Source organism: Moorena sp. SIO1G6, assembly GCF_010672795.1.
GTDB classification, from domain to species: domain Bacteria; phylum Cyanobacteriota; class Cyanobacteriia; order Cyanobacteriales; family Coleofasciculaceae; genus Moorena; species Moorena producens.
This window is the reverse complement of sequence record NZ_JAAHFZ010000001.1, coordinates 289,830-308,055: the sequence shown is the minus strand read 5'-3', so window position 1 is coordinate 308,055 and position 18,226 is coordinate 289,830. Positions and strand designations below refer to the sequence as shown.

Sequence of the window (18,226 nt, the reverse complement as noted above, 5' to 3'; positions counted from 1 at the left end):
ATCTGACACTATTCCATTAATCCTTTTTGTCACCCTTTTAGGACTAAATCCGCTTTATTTTTTCAGTGATTTGTGTAATTTGTTGGTAATTTGTTCCCATAAGCTCTTCTGAGTTTTAGTCTGCAAAGACTCATCCTCTGGCATAGGTTCATTCAAATAGCGGTAATGTTTCCAGATATCCCAGTAAGGACAACCAGGCTGAATACGAATACCAGCCCAGTGTAGATATTGTAGGGGTTGATTCAAATTTGGATCAATAAGTCGTACTCCTTGGGTTTGAAATTGTTTACTACCTGCCCAATTTCCTGGAGCTCCCCCTGGTCTACGCACAATATTAAATCGGTGGTGCATCTGCTTCAATATCATATAGTTGATAATCGGCTGATCGGAGGTTTTCTGGGAAAAGTCAAAGTACTCGGGATGAGCCGCACACTCAGCAAAGGTTTCATATAAGGTTTCTTCACTAATCTTATTTTTCTTGGCTCCCCAAAACCCCCCATTAAAGATATCCTTCAGTTCCGCTTCACTAAAAATCTTATCTTCAATAACTTTAGGGGTGAAAACATTGGCAATTCCCCCGACATGCTGGTAATCACAGCAAATAAAATCATAGTCAGCCAGGTAGTCAAGAGTATCCGCTATCTTCTCAAAAACAACGATATCGGTATCGATATAAATAAATTCATCAAAGCTTCCAAACCAGCAAGCCTGTTTCCGGAACTGATTCGGTCTAGCAAAAAATCCCTCCCCGAAAATTTCGTGTAGCTTAGTAGACAGGCGTTCGATAAACGCCAAATCTGGATAAATCTCTACCCCATAAGACTCTTGGAGAATTTGAGCCACCTTTTGATAATTGTCATCATAGGGAATCAAAACAATTGGGGTATCGATATCATAACAGCGGATACTATTTAGTAAGGCAATAGATTGCTCAATCACCCGGTCATTAGCAGTGATGTAAATTCCACGATTCATAAAATCTGCCTCAACGAGTGAATCCTAACTTCTTGAATACTTGAGCGGTTAAACTAGGAGGCTGGTTGTAAGGTTTAGCTTTAGTGGTAAACTGAGGACGTTTCTCTGGTTGATGATAATATCGGTAATGTAAGAAAATATCTCGGTAGGGAAAGTCAATATTATCCCCAGCACACAGTTTATTGAAAACTTTTGACTTGATTCCAATGTAATGAAGATAAGTCAGCCGATTTCCATGATCATAAAGTAGATTATCCCGAACCTCAAAGTGAGGAGATGTTACCGAATTGCCTGTTCTTTGATCTTTAGGCAAACTCAGAGCAAAATTATGGATCGATAACCCAGACCTCATCCTCATGTAGTTGAGTACAGATTGGTTAGGCGCTCGCTTATACAGAACCTCTGCTTCCCCATTAGCTAACTGAGAAACTAACCATTCTCGCTGCTCTTCAGGAAATAATCCCCGCTTAGCCCCATAAAATCCCGAACAGAAAATTTCTGAATTAATCTGGGATTCATCGAATACTTCCAGTAACTTCGGTGAGGCTACGTTAAAAATATGTGCTGGGTCTTTATACTGAAAGTCATAAACCACAAAATCACTTTCATCTAACTGCTTAAAGACGAAATCTAAGGAATTCATCAGCAGAGTGTCAGCATCGAGATAGATAAATTTTTCAAATGGACTCTCTGGATCAAACGCACAGTAACGATGATTTTCACCAACCCGATAGAATTTCGTCTTCATGCCTTGTTCCTGCCATTCTTGTAAAGCGTCAGGGTGAGTTTTCCAAACACGGTAGGAAAACTCTTCCCAACGGGCAAATAGTTCTGGATTATCCAGCAAGGTGACATTATCTCGGGTGGCAATTTCTTGACGGACGTTGTCTAATTGATCATTGTAGGCAATTACACAAACTGGAGTCTCTTTCCCAGCATTAACCTCTATGCTGTTGAGCAGTGCTACCAGTTGGTTGTAAACCAGATCATTAGCCAATGTATAAATTCCTGTGCTCATCTAGACTTACCCCAGTTTTTCCACTACTTTAGACAAGAAGTTGAGTAAATTCAACTCATGTAAAATGATTTGACGTGCTTCTGCGATCGCATCTAGAGCGTCATGCCATGCATCCGGTGTAGCCGTCACCTCCTGAATGTACGCTAAGCCCTTTTCATCCTCACTTGGCAGTCTCAAGAAGCTTCCTGGAGGCAATAATTTATCAGCAGCAGGACCACCATAGTAGATGGGTAAACACCAGGCTAATAAAGCATCCCACAACTTTTCACTCACATACCAATCATTACCAGCATAGTTTTCAATCGCCAGGTTGTAGTAATAAGGAGCCATCGCATTCCACTTATTCCCTACTTTTCCATATCCGTTTACCCAGTCTGGCAAATCCCGTCCATACACGTCAAATTCTAGATCACTGTCCCTCAACAGCTTCAAAAACGCCAAACGCTGACGATGATTAGCCGTGCGAGCAATACCGGAGGTAATCCAACAACAGGAACGAGCTTTTTCAGGCGGTCCCATTTCATTCAATTCACGAAACGAATTGTTGTGGTATGAAATAGCAGGCATATAGTCAGGAATTGGCGCAAAATCATCAGGACCACATACATAGCCACAGTATTCCTGAGCTTGTTTATATTCATTAATTCGGATCTCTTCCCGTTCTGGAAAGGGAGGTTCTCGCACCAAAGAAATAATCCGTTCTTTCGGCACTCCCCGCAAGAGAGTCTTGAGATCTGCGACCTTAGGCTCAGCGGGCTTGTGAGCTAGCCCAAAAAAATTGCCAAATTTGGGTTTAACTGGTTTGATGTCAGAAAATTCGTTAAAGTTGTATAGCAGTAAAAAATCCGGTTGAGGTGCAGTAGCTATCATTTGAATATTTTTCCAAACCCCCAAAGGACGAGGGGTTTGTTTCCATAGCCAATCAACAGGACTGGGTTTCAGTGCCTTATAGCTACTGATCATACCGATAACTTTTTTGTCCATAGTTTTGGACATAGCTTAATTTCCTAACTCATCAAGTGGAAGTTGATAATAATTTGATCAGCTTAGTTTCAGCTTAACGTAAGCATTTAGCTATCAGCTAAATGCCGTTGGCCACGCTACTTGAGGTGCTATCAGCTATCAGCTATCAGCCTATGCGCTACTTGAGGTGCTACTGTTCGCGCAGCGTGCCCGTAGCGCAATCGGTGCTTTTGAATCAAATAAGCTGACGGCTGACGGCTGACGGCTGACGGCTGACTGCTTACAGCTTAACTTACTTAACTTAATTGTCAAATTATAATTGTCAACTTACTTGTTCACTTAATTTTCAACACTTTAGCCATGGGGAAAGATCCCGACCAATCAAATCTTGAAGCTGGAGGATATCCTCGCGATAGAATTCAATCAATTGCTTCCGCACTGCTGGTGATAACTTAGGTTTACCACGATTTAAAGATCTAATCTTGTTAACTAGTTTATCCCTTAGGCTAGTAGGAAGCAATGGACTTAGAATTGATTTAACTGGGTGCGGTTGGTTCAAAAATGATTCCAACGCTTTGTTTTTGGGAAGGCGAGGAGCTTGCCTAACTTTTTCAGATATATCTGGGGTAAAGGTATCGTCTATCTCCAAAAAACCAAACATATCTTTCAGCATACCTAGAGGATTATTATTCAAATCTTCGTATTGATAAACCTTAATCTGTTTTTTTTCAAACGCCTCATAATAACGCTTAATTTGGACATAGTAAAGTCCCTGGTGTTTATAGTGCCAGAAGGACCACCAGTTATTTTGAATGCGCTTCTCTTCTTGGTCAAGAGCCTCAGCAAAATCCGTTAGTGGTTCGCGCTCTTGCTTGAGTAAATGTAAATAGTTGGAATAGGCTCTTTCTGCTGGATCTCGAACAATTGCGATCAGTTTTGCCTTAGGAATGTAGTACTTTATGCGTTCAACAGATTTCGCAAGGTAGAGATAACTTGTAGATGCTTCACCAATAGCTACTTGATTAGTTACCTTTTTAAATAGTTGACGATAGGCGTCAATATCAGTGACAATAAAATCAGCTTCTTTTTCATCTCCCAACCCACGGAAATCTAAAGTTTCCCCTTCAAAAGCAAAAAACCTAGGTTCCTTGGAAGGACTCATGTAGATTTGCGGATGCTGCTTTAGATATCGATAAATTGAGGTAGTTCCAGCCTTAGCTGCACCTAGGATTAAAAAGTTCGGCATTGTCATGAGTCTATCTAGTTAACTGCTCCTTGATAAAGTGATCTTAGAAGGTGTTTAATCAAGTCCTTAGATTAGACATTAAATGATCAGGAGAGGGGGGCTGACCTTGTCATGTGGTCATGTCTTATTCTTTCCTATTCTTGACCTGATATCCCCATCACCTCATCACCCGATCTCGAGATCTCGAGATCTGAAAGTATTTCTAGTAAGCATAACCGAAATTGAGATCAGTAAGTGGGTTTTTTATACCCACTTATCAGGGGCTGGTGGGTACTCCTCTGTCAGCCGTCAGCTGTCAGCCGTCAGCTGTCAGCTGTCAGCTTAACATAAACCTATGCAGGCCTATGGCCACGCTACGGGAACGATAGAATTTAATTATTGAGAGATTGATGAGAATTGAAAGTCTGGTGAAAAGCCTTTGGCCATGCTAATTGAGGTGCTTTGTGGCACAAGCTTCTAGTTTTTGCTATAGGCCACAAGCGCTGTGACTTAACTCAGCATTATTCGAATGCTTACCTCTTTGATTCAAAAGCACCTCAAGTAGCACCATCCGTAGCGCATTAGCTGATAGCTGATAGCTGATAGCTGATAGCTGATAGCTGATAGCTGATAGCTGATAGCTGATAGCTGATAGCTGATAGCTGATAGCTGATAGCTGATAGCTGATAGCTGATAGCTGATAGCTGATAGCTTACTTTAACCCTAAGGGTAACCGTATTAATCAGATATTATAGGATGTATAGATTCTGCTACATTGCTCATAATTTTGGCAATTCTATTTTCCCAAGAGAACTGACGCCCCCACTCAATTTGAGCGGCATAACCATTCACGTTTCTGGGATAGGTTTCTAATACCTGCTGGAGGCAACGAGTCAATTGAACTGGGTTATCTGGTTCACACCAGCCAGCAATAGCACTCGAAGATTTAAATTCCATCAACGGGGGAATTTCCGTCGCCACAATCGGAGTTCCTGAAGCCATATACTCAAAGAGCTTCAGAGGAGAGGTAAAGGTAGCCGCCTCACCAGAACAGTGAGGATGAGCCAACACATCAGCAGCTTGGAGTAAGCTGGGAAGCTGCTGGTGGGGAATATAACCTAAGAAGGTAACATTGTTAACTTGTTTTTCCCTAGCTAGCTGCTGATAAGACTGTACTTGAGATTGATTGCCACCAGCAAAGACAAATTGAATCTGTGGTAATTCTTTAGCAACATCAACTAATAAGTCTACCCCTTTGAAGCGATAGAGTCCTCCTGAATAGACCACTAACCTTTGACGGTTATCCACCAAAAGTTTTTTGCGCCATTCAGAGGCTTGTTCTGGTTGTCTTACTAAAAAAGACTGATTGAAGCCACTATGGAGTTTGATAATCTTTTCTGGGGGCATACCCCTACGAATCATATCGTCCCGAATATTATCAGCTACGGTGACTGCGACTTGAAAAAGTGGGTTTTGGACAATCGATTGATCATAGTCACTTTTTTTATAATGTTCCCGCTCATAAATGACTGGTATACCATATTTGATGGCTGTTTTCACTAAATTCCAATCCAAGGTGTGTAAGATTTGAGTATGGGTAAAAATATGAATTGGAAAATAGTAACGACAAACGATTGTGCTGGGGCTAGTCAGTTTCCCTTTCATGTGACCAATGGGCCAAGGCATAGCTAGGGGAGCCACCTTGAGCTGATCCTGAATACTGTAAAACTTGGTTAGATTTTCCGGTGGCTGTTGGAGCCGAAACGGATACAGCCAGTCTAAGGGATTCAGGGATTTCTCTGGGGGGTGAAGATAGACTAAAACAGTAGAATAACCAAGGTTAGCAGCAGCATTGGCGGAATTGACATCATGAACTAAGTGGGCAGCATTGGGTTGAGGTAAAGTATTTCTGGTAAAAAAGATATAGTGTTTATTCATTATTAGTTTAGAAGTGTTAATTGATCAGATATTCTGTTTGCCATTAATACTTAAGTAGTCTATTTCCTAAGCTCTCTACCACCATACTGCCCAAATTTTACCAAGCTATCCCCTTATAACACTCTTGCTTTTCATAAAACCATCCCGTCGGGACATCTCTAATTTCCAGCAATAGGGCTATTGCTAATGTCTGCTATTGAAGATGGGGCAACGGATTGGTTAACCCATTTAACAGATGGATCGATAATCGTCAACTACCAATGACCAATTACCCGATCCAATTACCCGTACTCGGATATGATCAGTAATCAACCGAGTACGGTATCATATCTCACATCTTTGGTCATCAAACTCGTTTTATCTACGGTAGATATTCTCAATCATTTGTATAAAAAATCACATAAAATCCTGAGGGATCAATTAGGGATCAATTAGGAGAGAAGCTTATTTTTAATAAAAATCACCTAGTCTTGGAGTGCCAATTTGGCCGAAATATTAAAACATGTAAACACTATTAATAAGTATTGTTAAATTAATTACCAAAAAAATAAGACTTAACTACAATAGTTAAGGAAAGATTAACGATTACTGCCTCCAGATTAATCAGTTGAGTGGTCAAACCTAACTAGTACAAGACGGCACAAATAAAGCTACCATTCAAAACAAACTAAAAGCTGACATCATCAGCTTTGTTAATTTTAAGGTGCGCGCCTCCTAGGGCGAGTAAATCGCCCTTGGGTCGCACCTGAAGAATTCATTTTGAATTTCGCAAAGCGGTACTAGTAGATGGTTGAACCAGGGTCGGTGCTTGTTAGAGGCAGTCATTTTTTAATAACTGACTGAATCAAACAAGGTTTAACATGCAGATAACACAGAAAGTTTACTGTCCTAATTGTGGCAGTAGCGCTCAAAGGATTTATTATCAAAACACTCACCTAACCCAGACTCAATGCCCCGTCTGTGATTATTTAATGATTAGCTGCTCTCGCACTGGCAGGGTGGTTGAGGCTTATGCCCCTGGCATCTATGCTCCTAGTGCTTAAGTAATGAGGGGGTGAGGGGGCGAACTCATAAGGGTAGGTTTTTAACAGAAGGGTTAGTAAAACGTCCCTTCTTGATGCAGCGCGGTCTTGGGGGTTTCCCCCATGACCGCGCTGCATCGCTTATATTTTGTTCGCCTCCATCCTATCTAACCAACGTTTAAAACATGACCTTAAAACATGACCTTAAAACATTACTTCTAACTACTTCTAGATGCTCTAAGTTGTCCACAAGCGGCGTCTTTGTCAAGACCACGGGAATGGCGTACACTGACAGCAATGTGTTGCTGCTTAAGAGCTTCAACAAAGCCTTGAATCCTGCGGTAATTAGGACGCTGGTAATCTACTTCACTAATGGGATTGTAGGGAATCAAATTGACATGACTCTGAAACCCCCTCAGGTTCTTAGCCAACTCAACAGCATGTTCTCGACAGTCATTCAGTCCACCCAAAAGGATGTATTCAAACGTCACTCGGCGACTGGTTAAGTTTACATAGTCTCGACATTCATCTAATAGTGCTTTGAGAGGATAGTGCTTGGCACTAGGAATCAGTTGCTCCCGTAGCTGCTGATTTGAGGCGTGTAGACTGACGGCAAGGGTAACTTGTAGTTGATGCTGAGCGAGTTGGCGGATACGACCGGGAATACCAACTGTTGAAATAGTAAGCGATCGCGCTCCAATCCCCAGGTCCTGATTAAGAGACTTCACTGCACCGACCACAGCTTCGGTATTCAGCAAGGGTTCTCCCATACCCATAAACACGACATTGCTGACTCGTTCCTGAAAATCTTCCCTCACTGTTAAAACCTGATCGACAATTTCATGGCGAGCCAGATTGCGAGTGAATCCGCCTTTACCAGTAGCACAGAAGTCACAAGCCATGGGACAACCGACCTGAGAAGACACACAAACGGTCAGACGCTTTGGTGTGGGAATACCCACAGTTTCAATAATTTGACCATCTGATAACTGGAGCAGGTATTTTACCGTACCATCCTTTGCTTCTAAGCGGTAGTGTAACCTTGAGCGACCAATGGGGACATCGGCTACGGTGTTACGCCACTGTTTAGGAAAGACGGAAATTTCAGAAAGCGATCGCACTCCTTTTTCATAAATCCATCCGTGTAACTGACGCCCTCGATAAGCCGGTTGTCCCTGTTCTTGTATCCAGTTGGTTAACTCTGTTAAAGAAGCTCCTAACAATGGCGGAATTGAGTTTACCAGTGGTGAGACCGACCCACTGACATTAGTCATGGTTTGGGAGTTTGAACCATTGCTATTGACGCCTGGTTGAGGGATAGAAACATCTGGGCACATAAGGGCTTTAGGGGAAATAGGATATCAGGATCTCATCAGAGTCAGTAATTATAACAGGAATTATCGTTAAGTTAGAGCTAATTTGTAAAGTAAATATTAAGAAGCCTGAAAACCTTGCTATGATTGTCTTTTTGGTATTAAATAGTTCAATTGTTCTAGTTTAGCGCAAGCCTTATCCTACAAGGATTACAGCGAGTTTACAAATCAGCTCTAAACTACCAATAGCAAAACTTTTCGCTTCTTACTCGGCGGAACCAGTGCCGATGGTTTTTGTTTCAACTATCAGAAGACTGCTGGAGCACCTTTGTAACTTGTTCAACCTTTAATTCTAAAGCTTGGGCAACTTGTTCTACGGTTAAACCCAACGCTAACAACCGAGGTATAGACTTTAATTTGCCTTGAATTTCACCTTCTTGTATGCCTTCAAGTCTGCCTTCTTGTATACCTTCAAGTCTCCCCTCCTGTATACCTTCAAGTCTACCTGCTTGTATGCCTTCGGCTAAAGCCTCCTGATAAACTTTGGTTTGCCGTAAATCACTTAAGCTAAACATCCCTTCGATCTCCGTGCGACTGAGTTTGGGTAACTTATACACCAGTATGGTCTCTATTAATTGTAGAAGTTCTCGCTTTTGTCTTTCATTCTCTATCTCCTCAGTGGTTCGTTGAATCAAGTCTTGAGCAAGTGCGATTGCAGAATCTTCCTCAGTGACAATTAGCTGTACTGTGGCGATACCCACCGATGGTGCAGAGGTCTCGGCTAATTCATCGAGATAAATCCGAGATACCCTTGGGGAATTGAGTAATTCTTGATATTGTTGAGTTGCTCCTTTATCCACATTGCGGCTCGGGCGTGTTTTCAAAGTTTTCCACAAGATTATGATCCCCCCCAGCCCCCCTTAAAAAAGGGGGGAGCCATACTCAAAGTCCCCCTTTTTTAAGGGGGATTTAGGGGGATCTCCGAGTTTAAAAACACGCCCTAGGGTAAATCACCACAAAATTGGACTTCTACAAAATAAATTGGTTGTTGGGCTGTGGTAGTTGTAGGCAGAAAGACTCCATCAATTCTAAAAGCTAGTTGTTTAACTTCCACAGAGGCGAATTGATAAGCTTGTGCTTCTGTAGGGGAATGGTTAATTAATTCAAATAAGATGCTGGGAAACGATTGAAACAGGCGATATAAGATGGTGTCGGTTTTCACATTAAGGTCATTATTTAACTATACCTATACCTATAGTATCATGAATAGTAATGGTAATGGTAATCATAAAAATATAATCGGGAATGTAGTTAAACCAGACACAAGCAGGGAACCCGCCCGTATATGGATGTATACTTGGAATGGAGTGAATTAATATACCCTAGAGGCTGTTGAAAGTCAAATCAGACAGAATCAGACCTCAAAAACGGCTGCCTAAGAGGTTGTCTGAGAAGTTTCATTTGCAACATCCAAGCCCCCTAAATCCCCCAAAATTGGGGGACTTTTAGAAGCCAATTGACTCTTGTTCCCCCCAAATTTGGGGGGCTAGGGGGGCAAAATTCAGTATAAAAAAACTTTTCAGATATCCTCTAACTCTCATAACCGATTCCCGATTCCCGATTCCCGATTCCCGTTCCCCTCCCAGGAGGGGAACGGGAATCGGGAATCGGGAATTGGTGGCACAGGCTTCGACGTATTAGCTGATAGCTGTGCGCGTAGCGCTTAAGCTGATAGCTTACGGTTTTCTCTGAAAGATACGCTACGCGATCGCTTTTTTTTATTCTCTCTAAAACTTCCCAAAAAAAAGTTTAAAAAACCTTGACAAATAAAATTATAATCATTACAATAATCATATACAACCACAATGATTCCAAGTTTCGACTTATGTCAAAAAACTTCAAGCAAAATCTCAAAAAACAACCTGTTGAGCACACTCTAAAAGGTCCTCGTCAAGCCGTAATCCATAGTATGCAAAGGTTTTATTCCCTTGGCTATGGGGAGATTGCCGACTGGAGCCCTTTGGAACCTACTGAAACTCCTGGAGAAGTGATGACAACCATGATGAAGTATTGGCTGTTGCCATAACACTTTAAATTTATGGGGGGGAAACCCCCCCCTGGCCAAGGCTGCGGTCTGGTCGCAATAGGATCACATCAGGTTCGGTTTGGGAACTCAGTGACATAAGTCATTTAAATAGCCGTGGATAATATTTCTACGGCTATTTTTTTTGTTTTGAGATATATGGAAAAAGGGAATCGGGAATCGGGAATCGGGAATCGGGAATCGGGAATCGGGGAACAGAGGGTGCATCTCATAGTTGTAAATAGGCTTTTTTTCCTCTTGCCTTCCCCTCCTGGGAGGGGTTAGGGGTGGGTTCCTCTTGCCTCTTGCCTGTTTTCTGTTCCCTGTTCCCTAAAACCCAGGACTCTTTACCTCACCCAATTGCAAACCGCTGATAGCTGTTCGCGTAGCGTGCGCGTAGCGCATAAGCTGATAGCTGATAGCTGATAGCTGATAGCTTACCCATTACCTATTACCCATTACCCATTACCCATTACCCATTACCCATTACCTATTACCCATTACTCACTCAACACTCAGCAGTATTTAATTAGAGCATGCTAAAACAGGGTTGGTATTCACCATAGTTATATCCAGCTTGTGCTGACAAGCATTATCTATGCCAAATCTGACCCTGGAAAGGAATCCCTGTGTCTTAGTTGTAGAAAACGATCAAATATTGGCGGAACGGCTGAGTCAGGACTTGAAAGAAGCAGGTTATCATACCGTCATTGCCCTTGATGCCTCCGTTGCTTGCCATCAAGCCAGTGAACTCCAGCCAGCAATGGTGGTTGTGGATAGAGCACTTTCAGGAGAATCAGGGCTGAGATTATGCGATCAGCTCAGACGTGAAGGCTCTCGCGTACCTGTAATCATGCTGATGGCCCATGACCGAGTAGAGGATCGAGTGGCTTGTATAGAAGCAGGAGCTGATGATTATTTCCTGAAACCCTATCGTAGCGAGCCATTTGTGAAAATGGTGCGCCTTTATCTAGAGCCAAAAACAGGAGGCTCTGAGCAGCTCAGGTTTGGAGAACTAACTTTAGACCTAAGCCAGCGTAGAGCAATGCGCAACGGACGGGTGATTGATTTGACCATGAAAGAGTTTGAACTGCTCAAGTATTTGATCAGCCATCCCAGGGAAGTATTAACTCGCGAACAAATTTTGGAAAATGTTTGGGGTTATGACTTTATGGGAGAGTCCAATGTCATCGAAGTCTATATTCGCTATTTACGTATCAAGATAGAAGATGAAGGTGAAAGGCGATTAATCCAGACGGTGCGTGGTGTTGGTTATGTGTTGCGGGAGGCTTAGGGTTGTGGGTATGAAGTTTCAAATCACTCTATGTGCAATAGCACTAAGTATTTTAATCATGGGCTGTTCAGCAGGGTCAGTTCCAGAAGACACTATAAATAGTACCTCTGTGAAATCTGGTCAACCACCAGCAACAGCCCCATCAGTTTCACAATCACCAACCAAATTAGGTCAAATGTTACCAATTTCTGCTGAGGCTGAGATCGCAGGTGAGCGGATTGGGCTGGAAGTGGCACAGACCCGTGAGCAAAAGGCAATGGGGTTGATGTATCGCCTATCTCTAGCACCGGATCGGGGCATGTTATTTGGCTTCGACCCACCACAGCCTGTCAGCTTTTGGATGAAGAATGTTAAAATCAATCTCGATATGGTCTTTCTAAGAAATGGGGAAGTAAAAGCGATCGCAAAATCTGTCCCCCCCTGCAAAACCGATGAATGTCCTACCTATGGTCCAGGAAAGGAAATTATTGACCAAGTGATCGAACTTCGTGGCGGACGTGCGGCTGAACTGGGTCTGAAAGTAGGTGACCAGGTCACTGTCAAGTTTCTGGATGGCAGTACTACCCAACCTAAATAATAGTTGCGTAGGGTGCGTTAGGGACAGGCTCGCTCTGACCGCCTCTTTGCGCCTTATGCTATCATCCCTATACATAAGCATTCAGTTTACTGCAAATAGTTTAATGCTTACCTCTGTCGTGGGGCTTCTGGCGAATTAAGCTAAATTAAGGTAATCTTTCCTAAGACAGATGTAAAAACCTCGCAAATGACTATACCCTTGATTACTAATGGCTGCCCTTGACATAATTAATCAAGGTTGGGAAAACAAGGGTAGGGGTGACGCTACTGAGTCTTAGCGGTGAATCGCTAAGTTAATGGTGTGAGAAAGTGCTCTATGATAGCGTACACCAGAGTTTTTAACTTGACAGACGCTTGTTAATCAAGCGCCTTAGGGAGTGTGTGTTTAAATTTGTCGAATTTTACTTAACTTAAGCATATGAGCTTGGAAGGTCTTGCCAACTCACTGTGTTGGCTAGGTCTAGGGGTGATGCTAGTGGGGTATTTCATCTCCATACTGGCAAGACACATAATATTGCTGTTCTTGGTTGACGAAAATCTCAGGTTGGCAGTGATTTAGGACACAGGTAATCAGCCTCTTAACCCTGAAAATTTATACAGGGATACTAGAGTGCTAGTCCTGTCATCTTAAATCCTAGTCGGGTGATGATAGGGAAAGTCAACTACTTTCCTATGGGATTAATTATCCTTAAAACCTGAAAATTTCCTACTGTTTCTATGTCAGGTATAACCGACACTCGTAATTTCCTAGTGGACAGATGAGATAGTGGCTACTGATGGTTTACACATTCAGATTACTAATTCCCAAATAGAGCCTATTAAAGGAGGTGAAATACAACTAATTATGGCACCAAAAACCTATACAAAATTCTTGCATTTTCTCCAAGAAGAGTTAGCAATTTCTAGAGATTCAATTGCGATCGCACAACGACACCGGGAACAAGATCCAGGACTTTTGCCAATGATTCTTTGGCAGTATGGTTTGGTAACTCTGGAGCAATTAGATAAAATCTATGACTGGTTGGAAACAGCCTAAAGCCTGAGCCATCAGGGAGGAGCATAAAAACTATGTCTAAGGAGCTATGTCTTTGGGTTAAAATATCCCTAAGACAAATTTATAATTCTACTTTGTCCTTAACTATTTATCCCCTTATCAAAAAGAGCGGTTTCATGAGTGGGGTGCATCTCAGTTTTGCAATTAGGCAAAAATTCGGGAGAAAATTCCCACACTCCCCGGGCCCGGGCCCCACACTTCCTTTTTTACAAATATGAGATGCACCCGACTATAAAGGGAGCAGGTCAAATAAGCCTAACAAATGAACTACTTGACAAAACAACAAAAATCCGGTCTTAGTTGCAGAACAGATGAACTATTTACCAGATCAGCAAGCAATTACCCATCAGGGGGCTATAGTAATGGTAAAAATATTAGGCTTAAGTGACATGCTTCCCCTATTACCTATTACCCATTACCTATTACCCATTCCCCATTCCCCATTCCCCATTCCCCATTCCCCATTCCCCATTCCCCATTCCCCTTTTACAAATATGAGATGCACCCCATGAGTGACTCGCTCTTTTTGATACATCTTGGCTATCTTAATGTCACTATCAATGTAACTATTCAGTCTAGCGCTATCAGCTATCAGCCATTCATACTATTCCTGTAGCCCTTCAGCTTACTGCTGATAGTTGAATGGTTACAATGAAAGTCCAAAGGAACGAGTCACGCAACTAAACCCCAATAAATAGGTATAAAACGGTTTTTAACCGTACCAAACCGACATTGACGTTTTGCTAGCGCTAGAAATCTATCTAAATCAAGAAAGAAGACACACCAGTTGACGATGTCAAAAAAAGTAGGCGTAACCAAAAAGCTATCGACTCAAATTGTCCCCGTAGTGGGGATGACTGAGTCGATTGAGACTGAGTTGCTGTCTACAATGAAAAAACTAGGCATCGTTAGAGCTGAGTCTTACAACAAGCTGGGGAGCATCAAGCATTGGGGACTGGACTGGAAAAAGGCTATCCCGGAAGTAAAAAGCTTCAGGACTCCAGATACTCTGGGGTTGCCTGCCAAAATAATGGACTGGACTATCAATGATGTAGCAAAAGCCATTACAGCCCAGCAGGCAGCCTGTATCGATGCGGTAATAAAGAAAATTTATAGAAGGTTTCCGGGGAAAGAAAACCAAAAGACCAGGAAAAAACTTTGCAAACAGCTTAAAACCTTAGCTTTTTTGGAAAACCCACTGCTGCATAGACTAGTTAGGAAAGAATTCCAGCGGGGACATTCCTGGGTTAAGAACCAGATAGTTTATCAACAAGTGGGTTATAAATGCAAACGACTCTCTCGCAATACATACCAACTAGAATTAGCTGGATTAAGGAGAGGAAAGAGAAACAGGATAATCGTCAGATCTAACCGAAAAATAAAAGGACAAATTCGGTTGATACATAACCAAGTTCTGCAAAGGTTTGAGATTCATTTTCTTGTAGACCATGGAAATGTAGAAATTCCCGGTGAACGTCGCCCTGTAGGAGTAGACAAGGGATACACGGAGGCTTTCTATGATTCAGAGGGTCAAGCGCATGGGAAAGGGTTAGGCAAAGTTACCACCAAAAAGTCCGTTCGTATATGTGCCAAAAACCGCAAAAGAGGAAAGCTTTGGGCACTTCATAGAAAACTAGAAAAAATAGACCCAGCTAAGTCGGATCGTATTCTTAAAAATAACTTAAGCAGAAAAACAGAGAACAAGCGTTACAGACAAAATCAGTCAGAATTAACGGCTATCATAGGAGCCGCATCTAAGTCTCTTTTTAATGGGAAGTCACTTAAAATTTTTGCAGAAGATTTAACACAACCGATTAAAGGAAAACGTCAGTCCAAAGCCATGTCTCGCAAGCTTAATAGCTGGATGAAGGGTCAAATGCGGGACTCATTACAAAAATGGGCTGATTGGACTGGGTCGATTGTGACAGAAGTCCAGCCTAGTTACACGTCGCAAGTTGACTCCGTGACTGGAACCCTGTTGGGGAAAAGGAGCGGGGACAACTTTACCAGATTTAATGGGGTCGTGTTACAGGCTGACCACAATGCTGCCAAAAACATCCTTGCTCGGGGTACGGACAAGGAACTAACTCGGTACATGAATAAGACCGAGGTAATGGCAGTATTGTTGCGTCGTACCGCGCGTTTCTTGAAAGGGATGGGACTGAGTCTGCTTGATGCAGTTGAGCTTGGTTGGATTGATTGTAAACATGAGCTTTGCTCAGGCTTTCAAGCAACTCCTGGTCGAGATGCCAGGAACGTCCAGACAGATGGGTGGAAAGTTCAACTCCAATTACTGCATGACCACTCCTCACTCGGACAACAATAAATTGCACCTTGACCGTTTCATACTGGATGATCCCGATTAATGACGGTTTAAGAGTATCTCATAATGGGTAGTAAGATAACTAATGGGGTTGTACTACTTTGAAACGAACAATCGTAATACTCGCTTTTGGCTTAATCTTAGGAATTTTTATCTCACAGTTTATTCCACCAGCCACAGCTTCTATGACTGTTGTAGAATCGCGGATTTCTTCTCTTGAATCTGAGATAATTAACTTGAGATTTAAACTCAATCAGTTAGACACTAAGTTACGTCAGGTCAGCCAGTCAGTTCCTGATAGTAATCGACCCAGTCAACACCAGGTACCATCACCAACTGATAGCTATAGCAGGGTAGACGCTGATCACCCCATGTTTAAGCGTCTCGCTACCTTAGTAATAGAACTCAAGGAACGGGTTAATCGATTAGAAGAAGAGATATTACCAAAAGAATGAAGAATTAAGAATGAAGAATTAAGAATTAAGAATTAAGAATGTAGAATGTAGAATGTAGAATGTAGAATGAAGAATGAAGAATGAAGAATGAAGAATGTAGAAGGCAGAATGAAGAATGAAGAATGAAGAATGAAGAATGAAGAATGAAGAATGAAGAATGAAGAATGTAGAATGTAGAATGAAGAATGTAGAATGTAGAATGTAGAATGAAGAAGGCAGAATGAAGAAGGCAGAAGGCAGAAGGCAGAATGAAGAAGGCAGAAGGCAGAAGGCAGAAGGCAGAAGGCAGAAGGCAGAAGGCAGAAGGCAGAAGGCAGAAGGCAGAAGGCAGAATGTAGGATGGGAAATTCTAAATTCTAAATTCTAAATTCTAAATTCTAAATTCTAAATTCTAAATTCTAAATTCTAAATTCTAAATTCTAACTTCTAAATTCTAAATTCTAAATTCTAAATTCTAACTTCACTTTGATGCTAGTTGATCAGCCCAGCGAGTTGTTTCTGGTAATCGATACCTAGATGTGCAGCGCAATACATAATCAATTGCTGTGGGTAAGCTGATGCGATGACCAATGGAAACATAGACTGGCTTAACTCTAGTCCGAGTACGCACAACGGCTCCAATGATTTCTCCATCATCCCTCAGCGGTTGCCAATTACCTTTGTTTTCGGGCAACTGTTCATGATCACCAATGAATCGCGACTTAGCCACACCAATGGTAGGAATATCTGTCAGTACCCCCAGATGGCAGGCAAGACCAAAGCGACGAGGATGGGCAATGCCCTGACCATCACACAAAATTAAGTCAGGGATAATGCTAATTTTTTCCAAAGCATCCAGTACTACAGGGACTTCTCGAAATGATAGGAAGCCTGGTACATAGGGAAAGGTAGTGGGTCTGCGTGCGATCGCATTTTCCCTCAGCTGCAAGTCGGGAAAGCTTAAAACTGCTACTGCTGCCTGTGATATAGCGCCATCCTCCTCAAAACCTACATCCACACCAGCAACATATTGCACTTCCCCCAACTGATCTTCAGAAATTACTTCAGGTTGTAGTTGTTGTTGAATTGCTTTGGCTTCTTCACTATTGACTGGCCAAGGGTGGCGTTGTTGGATCTCCATAGTAATTTCATTATTGGTATGTGGAAATTTTCCATTCCCTTGGGCAACATAAACTATGATTAATCATGGTTAATTAATTAACTAGATTCGGTTCCACTGAGTTCAAAACGTTGGCGCAAGATAAATTCTGCGATCGCTAAATCAACTGGGGTAGTTACCTTCAAATTCGTCTCCTCCCCTTCCACAATCTTTACTGGCAAGCTGCACCGTTCAAACAAAGCGGCATCATCCGTAACTTCCCAGCCAGCCTCACGTCCTTGGTCATGGCACTGTTTCAACAACTTCACCTCAAATCCCTGGGGTGTCTGTGCTGCCCACAATCCCTTCCGATCCGGTGTATCTTGAACAAGATTGGCTTCATCCACCACTTTAATCGTATCCTTGACTGGCACAGCGGAAATTAGACCGGGACAACCCATTAAGACTTGGGCACACCGTGCCAGTAACTCAGGGCTAGCTAAGCATCTAGCACCATCGTGAATCAACACCCTTTTGGCTTCTGCTGGTAAAGCCTGCAAGCCATTATAGACAGATTCTTGCCGCGTTTCACCCCCCTCAATCAACTCCACAGGTTTAGATAGGGCAAGTTCAGCTAGAATTGCTTTAAACTCTGGCCAGTCATAGGGTTGTCCCATGATCCCAATCCAGCTAATACTACTGGCTTTCTCTGCTGCTAGCAGTGTCCAAGCCAGTATTGGTTTACCTAGAAGTATTAAAAGAAGCTTATTGCGATCGCTCCCCATCCGTCGTCCCATTCCGGCTGCTGGAATTAATAAATGCACGATATTCTACCTCTTAGCTGCTGCTTCATGGCTGAGCTTAGGATAATATGCCCTGGATATAATTCAGAATTAGTCGTTCAAGCGT

The 18,226-nt window shown here is 42.4% G+C and carries 19 protein-coding genes; 8 read left to right on the top strand and 11 right to left on the bottom strand.

Translation table 11 applies throughout. From position 1 onward, the window contains the following. Positions 1-54 precede the first annotated feature (54 nt). The 5 genes from F6K63_RS01405 to F6K63_RS01385 all read right to left on the bottom strand — a co-directional run bounded on the left by F6K63_RS01405 (position 55) and on the right by F6K63_RS01385 (position 6,119). A complete protein-coding gene (locus F6K63_RS01405; protein ID WP_287310460.1) occupies positions 55-975 on the bottom strand; it encodes an Npun_R2821/Npun_R2822 family protein in 921 nt (306 codons plus the stop codon). Positions 976-985: 10 nt separating this feature from the next. Next, entirely contained in the window at positions 986-1,993 is a 1,008-nt protein-coding gene (locus F6K63_RS01400) for an Npun_R2821/Npun_R2822 family protein (RefSeq protein WP_287310458.1), read from the bottom strand. A 6-nt stretch (positions 1,994-1,999) separates the two neighbouring features. Beyond that, positions 2,000-2,989, bottom strand: coding sequence for a glycosyltransferase family 10 domain-containing protein (locus F6K63_RS01395; RefSeq protein ID WP_502708269.1), 990 nt, complete (start codon positions 2,987-2,989; stop codon positions 2,000-2,002). A 313-nt stretch (positions 2,990-3,302) separates the two neighbouring features. Then, positions 3,303-4,208, bottom strand: a complete 906-nt coding sequence (locus F6K63_RS01390) for a sulfotransferase family protein (protein WP_287310456.1) — start codon at positions 4,206-4,208, stop codon at positions 3,303-3,305. A gap of 711 nt (positions 4,209-4,919) precedes the next feature. Continuing rightward, entirely contained in the window at positions 4,920-6,119 is a 1,200-nt protein-coding gene (locus F6K63_RS01385) for a glycosyltransferase (RefSeq protein WP_008184352.1), read from the bottom strand. Positions 6,120-6,979: 860 nt separating this feature from the next. Here F6K63_RS01385 and F6K63_RS01380 point away from each other — a divergent pair. Then, positions 6,980-7,162 (top strand): replication restart DNA helicase PriA, encoded by a 183-nt coding sequence (locus F6K63_RS01380; RefSeq protein WP_071986879.1) that lies wholly within the window; start codon positions 6,980-6,982, stop codon positions 7,160-7,162. A gap of 197 nt (positions 7,163-7,359) precedes the next feature. Here the strand turns inward: F6K63_RS01380 and rlmN are convergent, their stop codons facing one another. The 3 genes from rlmN to F6K63_RS01365 all read right to left on the bottom strand — a co-directional run bounded on the left by rlmN (position 7,360) and on the right by F6K63_RS01365 (position 9,676). Continuing rightward, positions 7,360-8,415, bottom strand: coding sequence for a dual-specificity RNA methyltransferase RlmN (gene rlmN / locus F6K63_RS01375; RefSeq protein ID WP_287310704.1), 1,056 nt, complete (start codon positions 8,413-8,415; stop codon positions 7,360-7,362). Positions 8,416-8,753: 338 nt separating this feature from the next. Further along, on the bottom strand, positions 8,754-9,338 hold the full coding sequence (locus F6K63_RS01370; RefSeq protein ID WP_287253739.1) for an Rpn family recombination-promoting nuclease/putative transposase: 585 nt from the start codon (positions 9,336-9,338) through the stop codon (positions 8,754-8,756). Between the two features lie 116 nt (positions 9,339-9,454). Next, positions 9,455-9,676, bottom strand: coding sequence for a DUF2887 domain-containing protein (locus F6K63_RS01365; RefSeq protein WP_502708268.1), 222 nt, complete (start codon positions 9,674-9,676; stop codon positions 9,455-9,457). A 663-nt stretch (positions 9,677-10,339) separates the two neighbouring features. On the opposite strand from F6K63_RS01365, the gene F6K63_RS01360 reads away from it, so the two are divergent. Beyond that, positions 10,340-10,540, top strand: a complete 201-nt coding sequence (locus tag F6K63_RS01360) for a hypothetical protein (protein WP_071104640.1) — start codon at positions 10,340-10,342, stop codon at positions 10,538-10,540. A 104-nt stretch (positions 10,541-10,644) separates the two neighbouring features. Here the strand turns inward: F6K63_RS01360 and F6K63_RS01355 are convergent, their stop codons facing one another. Further along, complete coding sequence (locus tag F6K63_RS01355; protein ID WP_287263212.1) at positions 10,645-10,770, bottom strand: hypothetical protein; 126 nt, start codon at positions 10,768-10,770, stop codon at positions 10,645-10,647. 365 nt (positions 10,771-11,135) lie between these two features. Between F6K63_RS01355 and nblR the strand changes: the two genes are divergently transcribed. The 6 genes from nblR to F6K63_RS01325 all read left to right on the top strand — a co-directional run bounded on the left by nblR (position 11,136) and on the right by F6K63_RS01325 (position 16,239). Then, complete coding sequence (gene nblR / locus F6K63_RS01350; protein ID WP_083305212.1) at positions 11,136-11,831, top strand: response regulator transcription factor NblR; 696 nt, start codon at positions 11,136-11,138, stop codon at positions 11,829-11,831. A gap of 58 nt (positions 11,832-11,889) precedes the next feature. Next, on the top strand, positions 11,890-12,408 hold the full coding sequence (locus tag F6K63_RS01345; protein ID WP_287310454.1) for a DUF192 domain-containing protein: 519 nt from the start codon (positions 11,890-11,892) through the stop codon (positions 12,406-12,408). An 843-nt stretch (positions 12,409-13,251) separates the two neighbouring features. Beyond that, a complete protein-coding gene (locus F6K63_RS01340) occupies positions 13,252-13,443 on the top strand; it encodes a DUF2949 domain-containing protein (RefSeq protein ID WP_044493838.1) in 192 nt (63 codons plus the stop codon). A gap of 329 nt (positions 13,444-13,772) precedes the next feature. Next, positions 13,773-13,973 (top strand): hypothetical protein, encoded by a 201-nt coding sequence (locus F6K63_RS01335; RefSeq protein WP_165691805.1) that lies wholly within the window; start codon positions 13,773-13,775, stop codon positions 13,971-13,973. Between the two features lie 281 nt (positions 13,974-14,254). After that, positions 14,255-15,787 carry a zinc ribbon domain-containing protein gene (locus F6K63_RS01330; protein ID WP_008186422.1) on the top strand — a complete coding sequence of 511 codons (1,533 nt, stop codon included), beginning with the start codon at positions 14,255-14,257 and terminating at the stop codon, positions 15,785-15,787. A gap of 98 nt (positions 15,788-15,885) precedes the next feature. Continuing rightward, positions 15,886-16,239 (top strand): hypothetical protein, encoded by a 354-nt coding sequence (locus F6K63_RS01325; RefSeq protein ID WP_287310453.1) that lies wholly within the window; start codon positions 15,886-15,888, stop codon positions 16,237-16,239. Between the two features lie 460 nt (positions 16,240-16,699). On the opposite strand, the gene nfi is transcribed toward F6K63_RS01325, so the two are convergent. Together nfi and ispD are read right to left on the bottom strand one after the other, a co-directional pair. Beyond that, positions 16,700-17,359 carry a deoxyribonuclease V gene (gene nfi, locus F6K63_RS01320; RefSeq protein WP_287310451.1) on the bottom strand — a complete coding sequence of 220 codons (660 nt, stop codon included), beginning with the start codon at positions 17,357-17,359 and terminating at the stop codon, positions 16,700-16,702. A gap of 77 nt (positions 17,360-17,436) precedes the next feature. Then, positions 17,437-18,141, bottom strand: a complete 705-nt coding sequence (ispD, locus tag F6K63_RS01315; protein WP_287310450.1) for a 2-C-methyl-D-erythritol 4-phosphate cytidylyltransferase — start codon at positions 18,139-18,141, stop codon at positions 17,437-17,439. Positions 18,142-18,226: the final 85 nt, after the last annotated feature.